General features: G+C 41.0%; 14 protein-coding genes. 6 read left to right on the forward strand and 8 right to left on the reverse strand.

Going from position 1 to position 22,227, the window contains the following annotated elements; all coding sequences use genetic code 11:
* Positions 1-37 precede the first annotated feature (37 nt).
* The 3 genes from OQE68_RS06975 to OQE68_RS06985 all read right to left on the reverse strand — a co-directional run bounded on the left by OQE68_RS06975 (position 38) and on the right by OQE68_RS06985 (position 9,499).
* Positions 38-6,094: an FG-GAP-like repeat-containing protein gene (locus OQE68_RS06975; RefSeq protein WP_266195558.1), complete on the reverse strand. Its 6,057-nt coding sequence runs from the start codon at positions 6,092-6,094 to the stop codon at positions 38-40.
* Between the two features lie 398 nt (positions 6,095-6,492).
* Positions 6,493-8,565, reverse strand: coding sequence for a bifunctional diguanylate cyclase/phosphodiesterase (locus OQE68_RS06980; protein ID WP_180569883.1), 2,073 nt, complete (start codon positions 8,563-8,565; stop codon positions 6,493-6,495).
* 70 nt (positions 8,566-8,635) lie between these two features.
* Positions 8,636-9,499 carry a type 2 periplasmic-binding domain-containing protein gene (locus OQE68_RS06985; protein ID WP_180569884.1) on the reverse strand — a complete coding sequence of 288 codons (864 nt, stop codon included), beginning with the start codon at positions 9,497-9,499 and terminating at the stop codon, positions 8,636-8,638.
* Positions 9,500-9,782: 283 nt separating this feature from the next.
* Between OQE68_RS06985 and OQE68_RS06990 the strand changes: the two genes are divergently transcribed.
* Together OQE68_RS06990 and OQE68_RS06995 are read left to right on the forward strand one after the other, a co-directional pair.
* A complete protein-coding gene (locus tag OQE68_RS06990) occupies positions 9,783-10,385 on the forward strand; it encodes a TetR/AcrR family transcriptional regulator (protein WP_180569885.1) in 603 nt (200 codons plus the stop codon).
* Between the two features lie 33 nt (positions 10,386-10,418).
* Entirely contained in the window at positions 10,419-12,323 is a 1,905-nt protein-coding gene (locus OQE68_RS06995) for an MFS transporter (protein ID WP_180569886.1), read from the forward strand.
* A gap of 18 nt (positions 12,324-12,341) precedes the next feature.
* Here OQE68_RS06995 and OQE68_RS07000 read toward each other — a convergent pair whose 3' ends face one another.
* On the reverse strand, positions 12,342-13,385 hold the full coding sequence (locus OQE68_RS07000; RefSeq protein ID WP_180569887.1) for a DUF4062 domain-containing protein: 1,044 nt from the start codon (positions 13,383-13,385) through the stop codon (positions 12,342-12,344).
* 750 nt (positions 13,386-14,135) lie between these two features.
* Here OQE68_RS07000 and OQE68_RS07005 point away from each other — a divergent pair.
* Positions 14,136-15,620 carry an alanine/glycine:cation symporter family protein gene (locus tag OQE68_RS07005; RefSeq protein WP_180569888.1) on the forward strand — a complete coding sequence of 495 codons (1,485 nt, stop codon included), beginning with the start codon at positions 14,136-14,138 and terminating at the stop codon, positions 15,618-15,620.
* 68 nt (positions 15,621-15,688) lie between these two features.
* Here OQE68_RS07005 and OQE68_RS07010 read toward each other — a convergent pair whose 3' ends face one another.
* Genes OQE68_RS07010 through pomA form a run of 3 tightly spaced genes read right to left on the reverse strand, consistent with a single transcriptional unit; the run spans position 15,689 to position 18,018 of the window.
* On the reverse strand, positions 15,689-16,261 hold the full coding sequence (locus OQE68_RS07010; RefSeq protein WP_180569889.1) for a PilZ domain-containing protein: 573 nt from the start codon (positions 16,259-16,261) through the stop codon (positions 15,689-15,691).
* A gap of 15 nt (positions 16,262-16,276) precedes the next feature.
* A complete protein-coding gene (tssL, locus tag OQE68_RS07015; RefSeq protein WP_180569890.1) occupies positions 16,277-17,248 on the reverse strand; it encodes a type VI secretion system protein TssL, long form in 972 nt (323 codons plus the stop codon).
* An 11-nt stretch (positions 17,249-17,259) separates the two neighbouring features.
* Positions 17,260-18,018, reverse strand: a complete 759-nt coding sequence (gene pomA / locus OQE68_RS07020; protein ID WP_180569891.1) for a flagellar motor protein PomA — start codon at positions 18,016-18,018, stop codon at positions 17,260-17,262.
* Positions 18,019-18,162: 144 nt separating this feature from the next.
* Between pomA and OQE68_RS07025 the strand changes: the two genes are divergently transcribed.
* The 3 genes from OQE68_RS07025 (at position 18,163) to dxs (ending at position 21,521) form a co-directional block, all read left to right on the forward strand.
* A complete protein-coding gene (locus tag OQE68_RS07025; protein ID WP_180569892.1) occupies positions 18,163-18,399 on the forward strand; it encodes an exodeoxyribonuclease VII small subunit in 237 nt (78 codons plus the stop codon).
* 9 nt (positions 18,400-18,408) lie between these two features.
* Positions 18,409-19,311, forward strand: coding sequence for a (2E,6E)-farnesyl diphosphate synthase (gene ispA, locus OQE68_RS07030; protein WP_353618569.1), 903 nt, complete (start codon positions 18,409-18,411; stop codon positions 19,309-19,311).
* 296 nt (positions 19,312-19,607) lie between these two features.
* Complete coding sequence (gene dxs / locus OQE68_RS07035; protein WP_255490970.1) at positions 19,608-21,521, forward strand: 1-deoxy-D-xylulose-5-phosphate synthase; 1,914 nt, start codon at positions 19,608-19,610, stop codon at positions 21,519-21,521.
* 68 nt (positions 21,522-21,589) lie between these two features.
* On the opposite strand, the gene ribA is transcribed toward dxs, so the two are convergent.
* The gene (gene ribA, locus OQE68_RS07040; RefSeq protein WP_180569893.1) at positions 21,590-22,189 is read right to left on the reverse strand and encodes a GTP cyclohydrolase II; all 600 of its coding nucleotides are present in this window, start codon (positions 22,187-22,189) and stop codon (positions 21,590-21,592) included.
* Positions 22,190-22,227: the final 38 nt, after the last annotated feature.

Below are 22,227 nucleotides of genomic sequence, written 5' to 3' on the forward strand. Positions count from 1 at the left end.
CAAGCCCACCTAAGTGGGCTTAAGAATTTTGTTTTAATTACATACTCGATCCATTTACACTGACTATTTTATTATTGTCAATATCTTGTGTAATAGTAAAAGGTTCCTTCATAAAAGAATCATTAGCGTAACCAATAGATAAAACCCGTACTTCACCTGGATTAAGATTGACTGTTCGAAAATGAATTGCAATTCCATGTGTTGTTGGAGGACCAGAATCGAAATCTACTCCCATACTTCTTAAAGAACCTTTAAATTCATTAGCAACCTCAGCAACACCATTTAACCTTTCTGTTAAGTCAAATACTGTCATATCCTCGCCAATTCCAGCTAGAGGCCTATAAGCTGCTCTAGCCAAGTAGGCAATATCTAAACCAAACGATTGTAACCCACCCATAGCACCATCTTTTAGTGGATTTTTCCCACCAGAAATAGTTGAGGATACAACACCTTTATTAAAAGAAGCTGCATATTTCGTTATATCCCACTTTACAGCTAACTTTGTATTCTCCCCTAATGAAAAGTTATTCTGATAACTCAAGTCCAGATTATATTTAGCTGCATATTGATAAGTAGCATTGTATGCAGCTTGTCCTGCTACATAGCTGGCATAAGACCTAGCAAAAGCCTTATAGGCGTCACGGTAGTCACCACCCATAATTGACGTTAGATAAGCATTATATGCCGCAGAGCACCTACCAGCGCAGCCTTTGTAATCTAAAGCACCAGCTACAACTTGCCCTATAAATCTTAGTGACTTGCTGCGAACAAACTCAGCATCTACTTTTCTTGAAAGCCAAAGTCTGCTTCTAAGACGCATGGTTTCATTATGCACTTTACGCTGAGTCCACTTGAAGGTAGCTCTTTCTAAGGCAAATTCAGGCCTTAAAAAATGACTTTTTCTATGTAACTTACGAATTTTCTTTCTTAGTTTTTTAAAACTAAAATACCCAGTTGGATCTGTTCGGTTTAGTGGGTTGTTATATACGTAAGTATATCGGTTTAATGACTGTGAATTGTAAGGGTTTTGAATAAATGGATCAGCACTTAAAAAGCGACCAAGATTTTGATCGTAAACCCGACCATTCATGTGGATTAGACCGACTGCGTCCAGGTTTTCATGCCCTGTAAAACCGCGAGTCGTTACTTTGCTTGGTAGAGCAGTATAGTTAGTGCTAGGTTTCCAGTTAGTAAAACGCTTTTTGCCCCAAGGATCATAACTAAAGCGTTCAACTACATTCGCTTTTTCATCAGTAATTGCAACAATAGAACCTAGGTGATCCCTATGTAGATAATTAGTTTTATCTTTCCCTTCCGCTTGGGTAACAATTGCAAAACTACCAATATAATGCTTGTGTTCTACCTTGCTGTTATTAGCTACAACCTTTTCGTAAATGCCTCCCATATAGTAAGTGGTTGTATTACCATTACTGGTATTATCAATCCGGCGGATACGAGAACGGTTGGTATCATAGTCAATAGCGGTAGATAAATTGCCCTTAGTAATTAGGCTTGGTTTATCAAATGCCGTATAAGTAATTGTACGGCCATTACCCGACACCATATTACCATTTAAATCATAGCAATAATGGGCGTTTTGTACGCCTGCGGTTTGGGTAACTGCATGAGGCCCAGCATTAACACCACTATCACAGCTGCCACCGTAGCTATAGTTACCCACATCCGATTTAAAAGTAATATTACCTAACTCATCATATGAGACATGCTGGGTATTTTTATAGCCATCGTTTAAAACAGCAGTACTTTCAGTCAATCTATTAAGTTGGTCATAACTATAGCTTTCCGTTATCCCTTGGCGAACATCTTCACGGCTGAGTAAATTTCCTAACTTATCGTAGCTAAAGTGAAGTAGTTCAATTTGATTTACTGACCCCAAGTTTGCAGCAATATCAGTAACCCGACCTGCTTGTGGATCGACATAACGTAAAGTTTCCACTCCATTACCTAATACCGACTCTATAACACTCCCTTGCGGATTTACCGTTTTAGCTTGCCAGTATTTTTTAGGATTTTTTTCCTTACCATCAGTTATAGCAACTAAATAGCCTCTTTCGTTATACACATTTTTAGTGGTTAAGCCTGTAGGATAAGTAGTAACCAAAGGACGGCTGTAATTATCGTACTCAGTTGCAATCGTAAAAGATTCACCAAACGCGGTTTGTATTGTACTTACCAGCCGTTGATATTGATCATAGCTAAACTGTTTTGAAAAATTAGGGCTAGTTACTTGATCTAATACACCTTTATAAGACTTGTCAAAAACCCACTGACTTATTTCCTGTTGGTCTTTATCTAGTTGTGCATTATCAATGCGTTTAACCTTTCTCCCAAGTAGATCATATTCGATTTTAGTAATTTGACCTTTAGCGTTTTGCTGTTGAGTTAATCGGTCCAGTGCATCGTAACCATATGTCCAGCGGCCTTTATCAGGGTCATTCATTGCAACCTTACGACCACGAGCATCGTATTCAATGGTTGTTATATTTCCTACCGGATCAGTAGTTTTTGCTAATCCGCCAAAAGCATCATATTGATATTGAATGGTATTGCCTAAGGCATCAACTACATTCACTGCTTGCCCAAGCGCATTTTTATTAATAGTGCTTACTTGGTCTTTTTCATTAATAGCTGTTTGACTTAAACCATCAAACTCTGTCTTAGTAATAGAACCATCAGGTGCAGTTGTTTGTGTAACCCTTAATAATTCATCGTATTGATACCTTGTCCAATAGACTTGAGTATCTGTTGAAAAATAAGGCTGTGATTGGCGCTTAACAACACCTAATGAGCTATATTCAGTGTCGGTTAACACTGATTGCCCAGTTAACGCTTGGGTTTTTGTTCGTACTTGCCTACTTAAACTATCAAAATAAACGGTTACTGGTCTATTTCCACTAGCAGTAGTGGTTACCCAATATTTTGCTCTCGCTGGGCAAGCATCATTACACCAGCCACGACTGATTACAGTTTCAGTACCATCAGCACGTTTTTCTTTTAAAGCACGACCTAAACTATCATATGTAAACTCAGTAACTTTACCATTAGCATCAGTCGTGCGTGTGGCTACACCAAAGAACGGATCAATAACTTGATGAGTAGTAAACCCTAGCGCATTAACTGACGATTTTAAAAAGCGCCCATTATCAGAAAAATTAAAGCGAGTCGTAGTAGTTTTAATCCCTGGCCCACTTTGAGTAATAGCAATTCGATTACCATAACCATCATACTCATACTGAGTTTTCAGGAATAAATCACCATTATCAGGCTCTACTGTTTCTTGTAATACAATACCTGTATTCTGATCAAAACTAAGAGCACGAGTACGGGTTAAGCTAGCAGAAAAATCACTACTGCGGGTGTCTTCAATACGCGTAGCTAAGCCGAATAACCACTGACCTTCATTGTTATCGTAAGTTGTATTTACTGTTTGTTGGTAGCTACCATATTTATCAACAGTAGTAGTGTGTTTTTCTGTTGCATTACCAAACTCGTCATAAGTCAACTGTTGAGTGATGGTTGACAGTAATTTACCTTGTAATGATTTTTGGATAGTTTTACTGTTAGCTAACAAGGCTTGATAACGAGGAATATCTCCATCACTTAGTTTGTTAACTTGCCAATCCTGCGTAACATCCTTTAATACCACGCCATTTTTTGACAAAGTTTGGCTATGGGAGAGTAAACCAATTTTTCGATTAGCTACATCCTGAGCATAATGATTAATGGTTTTAATCCCAGTATCTACTTGGATGCTAGTCATCTTGGCAAAGCCTAATGACCCCAAGCCTTTTTGGTGAAACTTTAAACCTTCATATTCATAGGTTGTAGTAGTGAAGCCACCGATACCATTAGCTTTTTCCAACTTAGACACTACATAAGTTGTAGGCTGAATATCTCTAACTGGATATTGGCTACCAGAGCTTTTGGTGAAAATGGATTTATTGGTTAATGGCTTATACGACAGTTTGGCAACATAGCCGAGGCCGTTGGTGAATAGCTTTATATTACTAGAATTCCAGGTAGATAAAAATGGAGTTAATTTTCCATCCCCATCTCTAGTGACAATATCCGATTTACCGTCTCCGTTAAAATCCATTACAAAGTAACGATGCCCAGTATTCCAATCACCTCTATCACTTTGGCCTGTTCTAATAGCTCCCGCTTCAATTAGTGTTTGTCCATTTGACAGCCAGCTCGACAATGTGCCTTCACCATCTCGCATCAATAAGTCGTGCTTTCCATCACCATTAATATCCATTACAAAATAGCGATGCCCCGAATTCCAACCATGGCGATCTCCCCTTTTGCCCGTAGGTGTAGCACCGGCTTGTTCGAAAGTTTTACCGTTGGAAAGCCAGCTGGATAGTGTTCCTTCACCATCCCGCATTAGCATGTCTTGTTGACCATCACCGTTAATATCCATTACAAAATAGCGATGCCCTGAATTCCAACCATGACGATCTCCTCTTTTGCCCGTAGGTGTAGCACCGGCTTGTTCGAAGGTTTTGCCATTGGAAAGCCAGCTGGATAATGTCCCTTCACCATCTCTCATTAGCATGTCTTGTCGGCCATCACCGTTGATATCCATTACAAAGTAGCGATGCCCCGAATTCCAACCATGGCGATCTCCCCTTTTGCCTGTTGGCGTATATCCTGCCTGTTCAAAGGTTTTACCATTGGAAAGCCAGCTGGATAAAGTTCCTTCACCATCCCGCATTAGCAAGTCTTGTCGACCATCACCGTTGATATCCATTACAAAATAGCGATGTCCCGAATTCCAACCATGGCGATCCCCCCTTTTGCCTGTTGGCGTGTCCCCAGCTTGTTCGAAGGTTTTGCCATTGGAAAGCCAGCTGGATAATGTCCCTTCACCATCTCGCATTAACATGTCTTGTCGGCCATCACCGTTAATATCCATTACAAAATAGCGATGCCCCGAATTCCAACCATAGCGATCTCCCCTTTTGCCTGTTGGCGTGTCCCCAGCCTGCTCGAAGGTTTTGCCATTGGAAAGCCAGCTGGATAATGTCCCTTCACCATCTCGCATTAACATGTCTTGTCGGCCATCACCATTGATATCCATTACAAAATAGCGATATCCAGAGTTCCATCCATGAATATCACCTCTACGACCAGTTGAAGTACTAGATAGCTTTATAAAAGACGCTGGGTTATCTTCAATACTTACTTGAGTTTTAGGTAAACACTCATTTGAGCTACATTTTTCTATCGAATCGAATAAGCTATTTTTCAATTCTTTTGTAGCACGATAGTTAATAACGTAATGGCTAGTTTTATTAGGTACAAAAATATTTATTTTTGTTAGTAGTTTTTTAGTTTGATACATAGAACCAGAAACATAGCCAGAAATCACATCAAGTCTATCTTCAAGCTCAAACTTAACTTCAGTACCAGCATAAGAAACAGAAGCAGGATAATGTTCTCCAGTATCACTATTTTCTAAATATTGGTAATTAATGGCATTACCAAACCGATCTTCTACTTTATTTATTGCCCAGTTTAATGCATCTGCTTTGCCTTGGGCCTCTACTAAAGAGTCTTCAGTATTTCCAAATTCAGCTATGCGACCATCTTTGTACCAGACTTTAAAATAGGCTGGACCATTACCTGCTGAGCCATAAGATACAATTTTACGGTAGCTGGCATTTTCAGTGCGGTACTCAGTACCACTTGCCCCATAATTACCATTAACGGCTACTAATCGATCACCACTTAGACAAAACTTGTCGTTATCGTCAAAATCTACCCCATCAATAAATCCATCTTGAATCAAAGTAGTTGGGCAGCGGGTAATGGAGGATAAGCCTGATAAGCTCCAGCCTATACCTAACAATCCATTTCGCTGTTGGCTGTTATAAACCAACGCCAAATCAGGTTGCATTTCATTCACACCTGGAGGCAATTCAATGGGAATACGATAACTTGCCGCACCATTTTCGGTGACTGTAACATCGCCAGGCAAGGTGCCTACCATAGTGTTGTTGATGCTAGCTCCTGCCAAGGAGGATGCAGCTGCCCCAGCTACAACTAGCCATTGTGTAAATTTCTTCATCTACTACCTTACATTTAATGTTGTACTTCTAGTGTTTTTTGTTGAACGTCAGTTTAAAAAATGGCCGATATTATAGTGCCAATAGGAGCACATGCAACAGGGGAAGTATTTCACTTGTATTCCCCCTTAGCCCTACTCTCTCAAGGGAGAGTGTATGAATAGTGTTGTCTGTCATATGAAAGAGACACAAAAGATATGGGGTAACGGGATATTCTAGAGCTAAAAAACAGGGGTAATCAGCTACTACAAGACTAACGGCAGAAAAAGCCACTGTTATTCCATATTGGACACTTGACTTATTTTTAGCATCCTTTCACAACAGCCTTCACCAGGTTTGCAAACTATTAATCACTAAAACTGGTCTACTGTAGACTAAAACTCAACCAAATAATAAAAATTCAACGATTAGCTCGTTTTTTAGAACCCTTGTCATCTGGTGCTATATGTATGTAGCCACCACATTGATCCATCCAGTTTTCAAACTCTTCTACACTCATTGGTTTGGCAATAAAATAACCTTGCGCAATATCACAGCCTTCTGCTTTGAGAAACTCATATTGTTCTTGAGTTTCAACACCTTCTGCAATAACCTCAAAACCTAAGCTATGCGCTAAGTGAATAATCGAGGAAGATAAAGCCGCGCTTTTTTCATTATGAGGAACCAGCTTTAAAAATGAGCGATCTAACTTTAAAGTACTGAATGGGTATTTTTGCAGATAACTTAATGATGAATAGCCCGTACCAAAATCATCCAGTGATAGTCGAATACCAAGTGAAGATAATTTTAATAAATTCTTAACAGACTGAGTTCTATTATCAAGCAGCAATCTCTCCGTCACTTCAATTTCTATTGCCGATTTTTTAACACTATATTTTTTTATTTGTTGTGTAAGACGGTCAACAAAATTCGCTTCTTGTAGCTCTCTAGCCGAAATATTGAGTGCAATTCTAAACTCTTCCTCCCAATACAAACTCCACCTAACAACCGTTGCAAATACCATTTCAGTAACCTGATCACCTATACGAACAATCAATCCATTTTCCTCAGACAAAGGAATAAACCTGTCAGGTGGAGTTATCCCCTCCTCTTTATTAAACCACCTAATTAATGCTTCGCCTCCCACTACTTTATTCGTTTTCAAACATAATAATGGCTGGTAATGTATAGTAAACTCATTATCAGATATTGCTTTACGCAATCTTGAGCTGATTTCTAAACGCTGTTTAGACCAAGAGTTCATTTTTGGCTCAAAATATTTATGGCAATTTCTACCCGCTGTTTTTGCACTATATAATGCTGCATCGGCATTCTTTATTAATTCTTGTACTGTATTACCATCTGTAGGATATATTGAAATACCAATACTCAACGTAACATAAATGGCTTTTCCAGATATATCAACAGGCTTTACAAAACTCAGCTTCAGTTTTTCAATCACCACCTCGATCGCATTAGGCGTTTTTAAACTGGTTAATACCAGCAAGAACTCATCATCTCCCAGCCGGCAAGCTATATCTTCTTGCCGGATAGTATTTCTAATACGATCTGCTGACTTAATGAGTAAACTATCCCCTGCATCATGTCCTAATGAGTCGTTAATATCTTTAAAGTGATCGATATCCAAATAGATAACACCTAATGAATTACTATATCGCTTTGACTGAGCTAGCAATAACTCAAGCCGATCAAGCGCACACTTTCTATTAACCAGCTTGGTTAATGAATCAAAGTTTGCTTGTTGAAATAACTTTTGCTGATTTTCTTCTTTTTGCTTTACCTCCTCTTCCAACTGCTTTTTCATTTTTGCAATCGTTCTGAATAATTCAGATAGCTCATCCTCACCTTTAATATTTTCAGCATGAAAATCTTCCATATCAACATCATTCATACCATTCAACGAAAATGAAGATGCAAAGTGAATAACTTTATTTATCCTAAGCACTATCAAATAATAAATAATAAACAAAATAAAGGTCGACACTAAAAATGTTTTGAAAAACTGTGAGATCAAAATAAAAACTGAGCGATCAATGAGTCGCTGATATACTCTCTGTAAATCAACAACAACGGTAAGTTCTCCTAGGATGTTGACTTTTCCTTCTACCTCATAATTAATTTTAAATGTTTCTGCTTTAGGGTATTCAACCTCACCAACATTCTGCTTCGAGTACTCAGACCCGTTTTCAGCAACAAATTTAACCGATGAAATATCAGGTAGCTGCGCAATCCCCTCAAGTAAACCGTTCAGCGTATCAATATCATAATTCCAAACTTGCTCACCAATTGCTATTAAATAGCTTCTTTCGATATTTCTCAATCGCTCATCTATGGCACTTATATCAGCATTATAATCGGAGTAAATTTGTGCACAGATAACAAATAAAGTAACAATAGAGCTAATTAATAGAATACGTGCCAGCGATTTTGCTGCTAAAGAGTTTCGTCTAGTTAGTTTTTTCCATATTAGCATGACTATCTGACACCACTAACTGACTCTCATTCAGCATTTTACCTATTGCATTAAGTTTATAACCTGATAATTACTGCTTTGTATGCCAGTATTCATCTGGTATCGACATAGTTTCCTGACTCATTAAAGGATTACTAATCACAAGTTTCATCCGGCCTTCAATATTAGCCTTCTCAAACAAAGCGACAATACTTGGGTGATTATTGAAAAATTCCATAAAACTACCGTCTTTATAAGATTTTGTTAACCCTTCAGTAAGTGCCTGAGCGATTTCAGGATGGTTTGGACTGACAAAGAAAAATATTGCAAATGGATAAACAAGTAATATTTTAGACTCAACCGTTATATTAGGACTAGTTTTTTTAAACTGCTCTACCTCATCCCAAGCTTCATTTACGCCTCTTGGGAAGTAATCAACCCTACCACCAGCATTAATGATATCAAAAATCGTTTTATATTTTTTAGCTATCGTATTAAGACCCGCATTTTTAAGAATTTTTATATCTGACCAACCGATCCCCTGCACAGCAACCATTTTTTTTAAATCATCTATTGTTTTAATCTGATTAAATTGCTCCTGATCCTGTTTATGAATAATAAATACTCTGTGTCCAAGCAGTCCTCGAAGTATTGGAATACGAACCGGGGTCAACTGTTTTTCTTTTTCTATAGAGGTTCCCATCCAATATACATTAACCTGATCTCCTTTATTCAACATTTTTTCTAGACGAGCCTGAGAAGTATCAAGTTTTACTTTTTTTAATTGATATTTATAACCTGATTTTTCCAAAGCAAACTCAAGTAATCTATACTGATAATCAAATGCAGCTGCTCGATAAGACAGTACAGGCACGGTGACATTTAATGCAGAGGCGTACACCACACTAAACTTAACTAAGAAGCTGATTAGTACTGCAACCAACTTAATGCTCATCGAAACAGTCTCTATTATATAAACCTATGCTTTACTATAGTAGCTGTGACTTTAATATGTCAGCTGACTTAAGGTCAGTATTGATTAAGGATTATCAACAAAAACTATAGTCATAGAATTTCCTATAACTTTTAATAATCAATACTGCCAAACAGCATCCTTCCCACTTACTCACCATTGCAGCTTGTATCTATCAGCTAAATCGACTACTCTAATTGAACACCGTTCAATTAGAGTAGTCGATTGCTTGGCGCAACCCCATTCCTAAGCGAAGCTAAATGTTATGGCAAGAAGACACGAACATACCCAGGAACAAATCAAGGAAATGGCTTTAAAGGCAATTGAGCAACTACTTGATGAACTACCTGCAGACAAGCTTTCTGTACGAAAGATTGCCAGCATTATTAACTACACGCCTGGCACTCTATACACCTTGTTTCAGCACCAAAATGATATGTTGCTGCAAGTCAATGGCCGAACCCTAGACCGCCTATATCAGCAGCTGACTGATAGCGGCTCTCAAAACGATCAGTCGCCAGAAAAAGCTATCAGCACACTCGCAAAGTGTTACTTACAGTTTGCAGCAACTGAGCCCAATCACTGGGCTTTAGTCTTTACCCACAAAATGTCTAACGACGAGTCTGTACCTGAATGGCATCAACAAAAGATAAACCGACTCTTTGAGCTAGTTGAAGATCAGCTGGCACAACTCAGTCCTAACAAATCAACAGAGGCAATTAAGCTTACTGCTCGAACGCTTTGGGGCAGTGTTCATGGCATCACCAGCCTAGCATTAGGTGATAAGTTGTTTATTAGCAATACAACAAGCGCCGAATACATGCTAGAACAATTAATACATTACTTTTTAACAGGGCTTACAAGCTAAGGCACGCCTAAAAAAGATAAAGGAGTAGTAAACATGCACCCTAATGAGGAAAAAAGTCAGTTTGGGTTACTGAAACGACGCCGCTTTTTGCCTTTCTTTCTTACCCAGTTTTTTGGTGCCTTTAATGACAATATCTTTAAAAACTCTTTGGTTTTTTTAGTCACTTTCAATATTACTCAATTTGGTAGTCAGACTGCGTCAATTTCTGAAGACATTTTAATTAACATAGCCGTTGGCTTGTTTATTTTACCCTTCTTTTTGTTTTCGGCTTTAGCTGGGCAGATAGCGGATAAGTATGAAAAGTCGCAAATTATCCGGCGAGTTAAAATCCTTGAAATATGCATTATGCTTACCGCTGCCGTTGCCTTTTATTTTAATAACCTTTGGTTACTGTTGTTTATCCTGTTTTTAATGGGTACCCAATCCGCTTTTTTTGGCCCTGTCAAATACGCTATTATTCCTCAACACCTTTATGAAGATGAGCTAGTCGGTGGAAATGCCTTTGTTGAAATGGGTACGTTCCTCGCGATTTTGTTTGGCACCATTGCGGGGGGTTTATTGGCCAGTTTGGAAATGGCATCTACCTGGATTTCGATATCCATCATTGTATTTGCCATTATTGGTTATATTTGCAGTCGTGAAATCCCTGAAGCACCCGCTAGCGCTCCTTCTCTCAAAATAAGCTGGAACCCAGTTACTGAGGCCTGGCGCATCATCAAACAAGCTAAACAGTCTCATTCAGTATTCCTCTCAATTATGGCCATTAGCTGGTTTTGGTTTTTAGGTGCGGCTTATTTAACTCAGCTGCCTAATTTTACTGAAGAAATATTGCGTGGTGCTGAAGGTGTTGTCACCAGTTTGCTGGCAGCCTTTTCTATTGGTATTGGGCTGGGCTCAATGTCTTGCGAACGCTTATCTGGCCACAAGATTGAAATTGGCATTGTTCCTATAGGTAGCATTGGTTTAACTATTTTTGGGGTTGACCTGTTCTTTGCAACACAACCAAGCAGCTCAGCAGAATTGTTAAGCTTTACTGAGTTCTTCCGAAGCGGTAGTAACTATCGTGTACTGATTGACATGACCTTAATAGGCTTTTTTGGCGGCCTGTTTATTGTACCCTTGTATGCCTTGATACAACATCGCACTCCAGAGGAATACCGAGCCCAGGTGATTGCTGCCAACAACATTATCAACTCAATGTTTATGGTGGTAAGTGCATTATGCGGCATTTTGTTTATTGGCGTTGCAGGGCTCACGATCACTCAGTTTTTTCTGGTATTGGCTTTACTCAATGCAGTCATAGCGGTGTATGTATATTCGACTGTACCTGAATTCGCCATGCGCTTTTTAATCTATTTACTTACGCACACCATGTATCGAGTACGTAGTGAGAATATCAATAAAATTCCAGATGATGGTCCTGGCGTGATTGTTTGTAACCATGTCAGTTATGTAGACGCTCTATTACTAGCCGGCACCTGTCACCGACCTGTACGCTTTGTGATGTATAAGCCTATCTATGATCTACCGGTACTGAATTTTATTTTTCGAGTTGCTAAGGCAATACCTATTACTTCTCGCAATCAAAATCCTGACACATTTAATGCTGCATTTGAACGTATTTCTGAAGCACTCAAACAAGGGGAGTTAGTTTGCATTTTCCCTGAAGGCAAGCTCACCAAAGACGGAGAAATTAATGAGTTTAAAAGAGGTATTGAAAAAATTATCGAACGCGACCCTGTCCCCGTCATCCCAATGGCATTGCGAGGTTTATGGGGTAGCTTCTTCAGCCATAAAGGAGGGCACGCTCTAACGAAGCGTCCAAAGCGCTTTTGGTCCAAAGTCTCAGTAATAACTGGTGACTTAATTCAACCAGAAGCCGTTTCTGCAGACAAACTACAGGAGGTAGTACTTAATCTCAGAGGCGAAGCACTATAATATAGCCGATGGCAAACCTTAGGATTTCATGGTTTCAGCTATTGAAAGATCCTGCAATGCCTTGCGCCCAATTGGAGTTAACTGCCAAACAGAGCGAGTTCGACTTGAGCGCAAGGTATCCTTTCTAATCAACCCCATCCGCCGTAAGTGCAAGCGAATCATTCGTAGCGAGGTATCAGTAAACTGAAAGTCGTTAATTGCATGAACTTCCTGATTTTGCTCATAAATCGTGTTAGCAAAACGCTCTTCTAAAAAATGCGCTAATGATTGCTTAATTCGGTCTTCTGAGGCACTTTGCTGCATATGGCTAACAAACGCAGTAAAAATATCTTGCCAAAGCAACGATGCTTTTTCAGTTATCAGCTTACAGTTACCCTGAATATAGATATTACAGATATAGGTCAACTCAACAGACTGCTTAAGTAAGGCAACAGAACGATTTTGCTGCAGCATGTCAGGATAATTCAACGCATTTTTCACTTCCTGCAACTCAGTCAGTTGCTCAGAAAAGCTCAGTTTAGCCCCCTGCTGGTTTTGCTGATCAGGAAGCGCATTAGCCCTAACCCAGCCAACTGCCTCATGCTTACCCATAAACTGCGGCAGATATTGACGCAGCGACATGATTAAACTGTCAGTGGTATCCCAGGATAAGTGTTCATGCTTTTGCAAAGAATCACGGAATACCCTGAAACGGGCAACCCCATCAGCTGTTCTTTCTTTTTTGTTGGGTGCTAATGGATAACGAGGATCGCGAATAAAGCACAAAATTGGCTTCTTTAGCGTATTTGCATAGGTATACTCACGATGTAAAAAACTAATCCCACTTTGAGTCAAAGTGCCATAGCGCCCAGAAAGCAATAAGACGACATAGTCGCTTTCATCAATTTGCTGGCGTACCTTTGGCCAGCAATCGTCGCTATCATTATCAAATCCAGGGATAAATTCAGGCCCAACAGGAATACAGCCCAACCCAAGCAAGGCGAGAAATACCTGCTGACGCTCATCTACCAAGTCACGATAGGTAGAACTAACAAATACTTGAAACCGTTTAGACGTTGACATCCTCTATATCGACCTGACTGTGTGAGAGGTAGAGCTTTAGCATTGCAGTCTATTCAACAATTATAGCGATAAAGATCATACTTCTAGTAGCGTTCTTTGCTATTTTACCAATTCAGGCATTTCCCTAAGCCTACAGACCTTGTATTACGCTCACTAAAAAACTCATTAATAACCGCTATCTAGTGACAACAGCTTGCCAATATTTGTTCTGCTTTATAATTATTCAAGTCTAATCCAATGATTACCCTGCTTGAAGTCAGACTCTTCTTACTCAAGTTTCAGACATTTTGACTAAATAACCAGGCCTAAATAAGCACCTAAGTTCACATACAGGTAGGTAGTTATACTGTTTTTCTTGAACTTATTTATTTACAAAGCGAATTGAAGGCCTTAAGAAGCGTATTCCGCCCCTTATATAGATCACATTTTAAACATTTTAAAAAAAATGTTTCTATTTCAAAACACTTGTTAGACACAAAGCATATGCAGCCTGACTGCTTGAATCCCGGCATCAAAATTAAACAATAAGTTATTATATTTCAATAAGTTAACTTTTTTCTGTTTTAATGTCTGGCACTATCAAATTATACCTCACCAACCTCATTAGCCATATTTTTTATTTTATGTCACTACGTATAAGTACTATTTAAAAAGCGACTTACCACCATTATGCTTCGCCTCCTTATGTATGTCTTATCGGCAATGTCACTATGCATCGCCAACTTAAGTAGTAAAACAAAGGTATGCAGTATGAGTACAACAGAAACAGTGACCAGCCTTGAAGCTTTGGAACAAGCGCTTAGCAGCTTTGTTGATGCCGGTAACGGCCTTATCTGGGGTAACCTTCTGATATGGTTGCTATTAGCTGCAGGGATTTATTTCACAGTTTTTTCAGGCTTTATTCAAATCAGACGGTTTGGTTATTCAGCTAAAGCCCTGTTTAGCAGTCGCCAAAGCAGTGACGGCAATATTTCCTCCTTCCAGGCATTTTGTACCAGCTTAGCAGCACGGGTAGGCACAGGAAATCTAGCTGGGGTAGCAACGGCTATCTATGCGGGCGGTCCAGGCGCTATTTTCTGGATGTGGGTAATCGCTCTGCTTGGTATGGCTACTAGTTTTATTGAGTGTACCCTAGCTCAGGTTTACAAAACAGATAGTGGCGATGGCACCTTCCGTGGAGGCCCTGCTTACTATATTCAAAAAGGCCTAGGACAACGCTGGCTAGGAATTATCTTTGCTATCAGCTTAATTATTGCATTTGGCTTGGTGTTCAATGCCGTTCAATCCAACACCATCTCTGCAGCCATGCAAACTGCCTTTAACACAGGCGACATCAAGTTTATTGATTACTACATTGGCTTCGCCATTATTATTGTTGCGGCCATTGTTATCTTTGGCGGAATCCGTTCTATTGCCCGCTTTGCAGAATACTGCGTGCCAGTCATGGCGCTGATTTATCTGCTGATAGCCGTCGTTGTTATCCTCATGAACATTGACAAATTACCTGGCGTATTTTCCACTATCTTTGATCATGCTTTCAAACTAGAAAGCGCTGCAGGTGGTGCTGCTGGCTGGATGATTAAAGAAGCCTTCATGAACGGCTTGAAGCGTGGCTTATTCTCTAACGAAGCGGGTATGGGTAGTGCACCAAACGCTGCTGCAGTTGCCAGCCCTAATCCACCACACCCAGCAACCCAAGGTATTGTCTCAATGATGGGTGTGTTCATAGATACAGTGGTTATCTGTACAGCGACTGCAGCTATCGTTCTACTATCTAACCAGCTAGTACCTGGAAGCGAACTTAGTGGCTCAAACTTAACTCAAGAAGCCCTTACTGAGCACGTAGGCACCTGGGGTAGCTACTTTATTGCCTTCGCTATCTTATTGTTTGCTTTCACATCTATCGTTGCAAACTATTACTATGGCGAAACTAACTTGATGTTTATCAAGGAAAGTAAAGCCTTACTATTTGCGTATCGCCTAGTTGTACTTGGCATGATTTTATTCGGTGCAGTAGCAAAAGTAAGCCTGGTTTGGAATATGGCTGACTTGTCAATGGGTGTAATGGCCATCATTAACATTATTGCCATCTTATTGTTGTCTAAGATTGCTTTTACAGTATTGAAAGATTTTGATGAGCAATTGAAAGCTAACAAGAAACCTGTATTTGACCGTAAGAAATTCCCATTCTTGGATCGTACTATGGACCAAAATGTGTGGAACAAAAAAAACTAGTTAAGTAGTAAGACTGTCTTATTTATAAGCCCCAATAGCATCTGTTATTGGGGCTTTTTTAATGCTCTTCACTTACGATGTTTTTTCTGTTGTAGCAGTTGGCCCTGCTGCTTAACTACATACTGAATCAATAGTTCCTGAGCATCTGGCTCAATATCACAAAAGTCCACTCTCACCAGAAACTGCTCAAGGCTTGCTGCTTCTTCAAGCTCACTACAACTGACCACCTTTGCAAGTGCTATCAATGGCTGCTCCTGTTGCTTCAAAGTAATTTCCAAATACAACAGTTGATTTTGCTGCAAAGACTTCATTGCCCGAAACGCCATTCCACAAGCGCTGATATTCACATCCATTGATTTTACCAACTCAGGGAGCGCAGTATCTTCAGCAATGAGTTCCATCAAACCATTAACTTTGGTATTAAGTAGCCAGGCTACTTCGGCGGCTTCGCCAGAAACTTGCCTTAAACTATTTATTGCATCTGTTATTTGCTGCTCTAATGCGGGACAAGGTAAACCTTGTGAGTCTGTAGTTGGAGCAATACCGCTGTCTTTATACTGCCCCCATTCCTGCTCAGAAATGGCTTTAAAGTATAGTCCTACTTTATCATCTATGCGAAAAAAACGGCGGCGCTCTTCCATCGTTTGAAATCTCAGTTAAAAAATCTCATCTGGCGTTAAGAAAAAGTCTGGCTCTTTCTCCTGTAATTTTTCAAATAGATCCTTGTCTTCAGCTTTTAACTCATTCAAGCCATCTTTAAGCTCTTTATCCTCTCCTTGTTTTATCACAATTTCTACTCGACGATTTTTTGCCCGATTGCTTGGCGTTTCGTTATCCACCAGAGGCCGGGTATCAGCCAAACCTTTAATTTGAAACCGACTTTGATCCATACGAGAATCGGCCATCAGCTCATGCGCCACAGAAACTGCTCTGGCTGATGCTAGCGCCCAGTTTGATGGAAACTCTTCTGTATCAATTGGAATTGAGTCAGTATGGCCTTCTACAGAAATACTACCCTTATGACTAGACAACACTTCTGCTATTTTTGCCATCACGGGAATGAAATCTGGCTGCAATTCGGCAGACCCAGAAGGAAAAGAGCCTTTCTCCTGAACCCGAATCACTATTTTTCGTCCTTTGGTTTCTACCTCAATATTCCCCTTATCAATTTCTTCTTGAAGTGAATTAGCTAGCTTCATCGCCTCCTGATCGAGTTCTTCTTGCAACTGCTGCATGATTTCAATCAACTCTTGAAACTTTTCACTCTGAACCCCATCAGCAGCCTCAAGCTGCTCCGTACTGGCCTCCAGTTCTTGCTTGGTTACATCTGTCGTATGCTGTTGAATAATATTTAATGGCGTAGGCTCAGGGCGCCCAGGGCTAAACTCTTGCTGAATAACACTGGTACCCTTGGGAATATCTTTTTGCTTAATAATATTTTGCACACCAAATGCACTGGCCATGGAGCCAGCAATCTGTTTGTATTTTTTAACATCCATTTCAGAAAATGAGAGTAACAAGACAAAAAAGCACATCAGCAATGACATCAAGTCAGCAAATGTCATTACCCAAGCAGGTATCCCGGCCGGGCACGGCGGGCATTCGCATTCGTCATTATCATCAGCCATAGCTTGACCTTTCAGCCTTCCTCAGAGCCACGCACTCCTTCCGGCAGATAAGTTTTCAGCATGGTTTGAATCACTCGAGGGTTTTGCCCTTCTTGTATGGCTAGTAGCGCATCAATAATCAATGATTTACTTAACGCTTCTTCATCACGACGCACTGATAACTTATCTGCTACAGGCAGCGCAACCATTGTTGCTAGCATTGCACCATATAAGGTAGTTAACAGAGCAACCGCCATTGCAGGGCCAATTGACTTAGGATCAGACATATTGGATAGCATCTGTACCAAGCCTACTAATGTCCCAATCATTCCCATCGCTGGCCCCACATCGCCAATAGATGAAAAAATTTTCGCCCCCAACTCATGACGAGCAATAGCCAGTCGCATATCCTTGGAAAGCACAGCCTTAACCACTTCCGGGTCATGGCCATCCACCAGCATTTGAATACCCTTTTGCAAAAACTCATGGTCAACTTGCTTATCTTCCAATGCCAGTAAACCACCTTTCCGCGCAGTTTCAGCCAGGTCAATAATCTGCTCCATCAACACATTTAAGTCGACAGAGTTGAACTTGAAGGACTTACCCATCACCCCCACAGCACTCAAAAATTGCTTCAATGTGAACTTCATTAAAACAACAAAAATACTGCCACCAATAACAATTAACAGTGACGGTACATTAACAAATACCAGCACCGAACCGCCCAGCACCATCGCCGCCAAGACGATACCAAATGCGCCAAGTAGCCCTACCAGTGTCGCAAGATCCACCGGTACACTCCTTAATCTATAAGGTTGAAAGTTTGTAGAGATGCCCCAGTTTCAAAGTCTAGTCAGTTTCTTAAAAAACGCACCCCATTGACCGGCAAGGCTGGGTTAGGTACTGTTGCCAACCATCAACAGGGGAGTATGCTTATGGCCAGAAAAAAAGCCTCAACCTCATTTGAGGAGTCATTGACAGCGCTAGAAACACTAGTCGAACAACTTGAATCAGGTGAACTTTCCTTAGAAGATTCATTACAAGCCTTTGAACAAGGCATCAAGCTCACTCGCGAATGTCAGCAGTCATTAACTAAAGCAGAGCAAAAAGTGAATTTATTGCTTGAAAAAAATGGCCTACAAACCATTGAGCCATTTGATACCGAAGAGTAGTTAGCTATTATGATGTCGCAACAGAAGCAACTGGTTGAGTTACAACAGCGAGCCAACCATTTGCTTGATAACCTTGTAAGTAGCCGCCCAAATACTGCACCTTATTTAAAAAAAGCAATCAACTATAGCTTAACCCAAGGTGGAAAGCGGCTTCGTCCATTACTCACTTATGCAACATGTGCTGGGCTAAATGGCAGCCTAGAAAATGCTGACCCAGCAGCAATGGCTATTGAGTGCATCCATACCTACTCCCTGATTCACGACGACCTGCCCGCAATGGATGATGATGCGCTACGTCGTGGCCAACCAACTTGCCATATTGCTTTTGATGAAGCCACTGCAATTCTTGCAGGTGATGCACTCCAAGCGCTAGCATTTGAAGCTTTATCTACCAACGACTGGTATCCAGATTGCGTTCTGCCACCCTCAACCAAACTCAAGCAAATCCAAATATTGGCACAGGCATCAGGCATGAATGGCATGGTTGCAGGCCAGTCAATTGATCTAAGCTCTGTTGGTAAGCAACTCTCGCTTGAGCAGCTTGAAAATATGCACCATTGCAAAACTGGCGCACTCATCAAAGCCAGTATCCAACTGGGTGCACTGGCCAGTAATCAAGTAGAGGAGTCAGCCTGGCAGCAGCTAGGTCGCTTTGCAGACGCCGTCGGTCTTGCTTTTCAAATTCAGGATGACATATTGGACATTGAGTCTGATACTGAAACCTTAGGTAAAACTCAGGGAGCAGATATTGCTAATGACAAGCCTACCTATCCAGCCATAATGGGCTTATCACAAGCTAAACAAAAGGCTCAGCAACTAACTGATGAAGCACTGGCTATTTTAGCACCACTTGGCCAAGCAGCTGCCCCACTCAAGCAGCTGGCATTACTTATTATCCAAAGGAATCACTAACCTGAGTGCATAACTCAATACTAGAAATATGAACTATAGTTGAGTGGCATTCATACAGACTACAACTCTATTAGTACCTCCAACATTTCTGTAGATTGGTGAAGTATTCTGGCTAGAACAAACCCTGTTGAAATGGTCAAAAATTCATAATTCAGGTAAAATAGCCCGCTTTGGGTCACAGGGTGCTAGTGGTGCCCCTTACGTAAACTAACGGTGTACCACTAGTGCAGTATAAAGCACTTTCCAGCATTACCTGCTTAAAGCCTGAGCTCATCCCCATTTTAGAATGAGTTTGCATGTCAATGTTTAATGAGATTCCTCTAACAAAACCAGCTACACCACTTTTGAATCAGGTGGATTTGCCAGAACATTTACGCAAACTATCTGAAGAACAACTGCCGCAACTTGTAAAAGAACTTCGAGAATATTTACTTTTTTGTGTTGGCCAGACCGGCGGACACTTTGGTGCTGGGCTGGGAGTCATTGAACTCACCATCGCCCTTCACTATGTGTTTAATACCCCATACGACCGACTGGTATGGGATGTTGGCCACCAAGCCTACCCTCACAAACTGCTGACTGGCAGACGCCAGTTGATGGACACCCTGCGCCAGAAGGATGGACTGGCAGGCTTTCCCAAACGCTCTGAGAGCCCATACGACACGTTTGGGGTCGGTCACTCCAGCACATCCATCAGTGCAGCCTTAGGCATGGCAATTGCCTCAAAACTGCAAGGCGAAGACCGTAAATCCATTGCTGTTATTGGTGATGGTGCAATCACAGCAGGTATGGCTTTTGAAGCACTTAACCATGCATCAGACGTTAATGCCAATATGCTGGTCATTCTTAATGACAATGACATGTCTATTTCTAATAATGTGGGTGGACTTTCTAACTACTTTGCTAAAATTCTGTCTAGCAAAATGTACCACTCCATGCGCGAGGGCAGCAAAAAGGTATTAAGTAACATCCCCAAAGCCTGGGAGTTAGCCCGCCGAACTGAAGAGCATGTGAAAGGCATGGTAGTTCCTGGCACATTGTTCGAGGAACTTGGTTTTAACTATATCGGCCCTATTGATGGCCATGACCTGGAAACACTGGTTCATACTTTAAGCAATATTAAGGACCTGAAAGGCCCTCAGTTTCTTCATGTAGTTACCCGAAAAGGCAAAGGTTTTAATCCTGCTGAAGAAGACCCCATTGGTTACCATGCCATTACTAAACTAGAGCCAGCACCGCCAGTTAAGCCTGTTGCTCCAAAAGTGAAAAAGCCCAAATTCTCCAATGTGTTTGGCAGTTGGTTGTGTGACATGGCAGCAGCTGATGAGAAGCTGATAGGGATTACCCCTGCCATGAAAGAAGGATCAGACCTGATTCAGTTTGCTGAGCAGTATCCTGACCGTTATTTTGATGTTGCCATTGCTGAACAACATGCTGTTACTCTTGCAGCAGGTATGGCCTGTGAAGGATTAAAGCCTGTGGTTGCTATCTACTCAACCTTTTTACAGCGTGCCTATGACCAGTTAGTGCATGATGTTGCAGTACAAAACCTTGACGTCCTATTTGCTATTGACCGTGCTGGCTTGGTTGGTGAAGATGGCCCAACCCATGCCGGTTGCTATGATATTGCCTACCTTCGTTGTATTCCTGAAATGGTCATCATGACCCCTTCTGATGAAAACGAAACCCGACTCATGCTGTCTACAGGCTACCAACACCAAGGGCCTGCAGCTGTTCGCTATCCTCGTGGTACAGGAGTAGGTACTGAGATTACTGAAGGGCTTGAAATCCTACCTATTGGCAAAGGTGAAGTAGTTAAACAAGGTCATGATGCTGCTATCCTTGCATTTGGCACATTACTAGAAAATGCCCTTGAAGCTGCTGATGAACTAGGTGCAACAGTTGCCAATATGCGCTTTGCCAAACCCTTGGATGAGGAGCTCGTCAAGCAACTAGCAGAAAGCCATAAATTATTGGTAACTATTGAAGATGGCGCTGTGTTGGGTGGCGCAGGTTCAGGCGTTAACGAACTACTCCATCAACTGGACATTAACGTATCAGTTATTAACTTAGGTATTCCTGATCAGTTTATTGAGCAAGCCAAGCGCAGTGAACAACTCACAGCATGTGGTTTAGATGTAGCAAGTATTGTTACTACAGTGAAAGCACGTTTAGCTGCAGAACCAAAGGCTCACACCTCTCTTGCTTGACTAGCTTTGTAAGCCAACTAAAAAAGCCAGCAAATTGCTGGCTTTTTTAGTTGTATATAGTGTCATTTTTAGGTTTCGGGAGGCGTAATCCAATGCCCCATCTTATCTGCCTTAGTCAACAAGTAACGTTCGTTATGGGGGTTTCTGCCAGTCTCTATCGGTTTTCGCTCAATGATTTTTAAGCCCGCTTTCTCCAGGGCAGCGACTTTTGCAGGGTTATTTGTCATTAAACACAGGCTACCAATCCCCAAATACTTCAGTATTGGCTGACACATATCATAACGACGCAAGTCTGCTGCAAAACCCAACTGTTCATTAGCCTCAACAGTATCTGCGCCACCATCTTGTAAGTGATAAGCTTTGATCTTATTTAACAGGCCAATTCCCCGGCCTTCTTGCCGTAAATAAAGAATAATTCCTCGCTCTACTTCTGCGATTGCTTTTAATGCAGCCTGAAGCTGAGCCCCACAATCACAACGCAAACTAAATAATGCATCACCTGTCAAACACTCGGAATGAACACGTGCTAATACTGGTTCACCATCACTAACATTCCCCATTGTTAGTGCAACATGCTCTTTACCAGTCAGCTCATCTATAAAGCCGTGCATATCGAACACTCCAAACGGGGTGGGAAGCTTTGATGAAGCAACAAATGATACCGACACAATCACTCCTAACTCACTACTGCTATGAGATGGCTTAG

It is taken from the genome of Spartinivicinus marinus (genome assembly GCF_026309355.1).
In the GTDB taxonomy this organism is placed as follows: Bacteria; Pseudomonadota; Gammaproteobacteria; order Pseudomonadales; family Zooshikellaceae; genus Spartinivicinus; species Spartinivicinus marinus.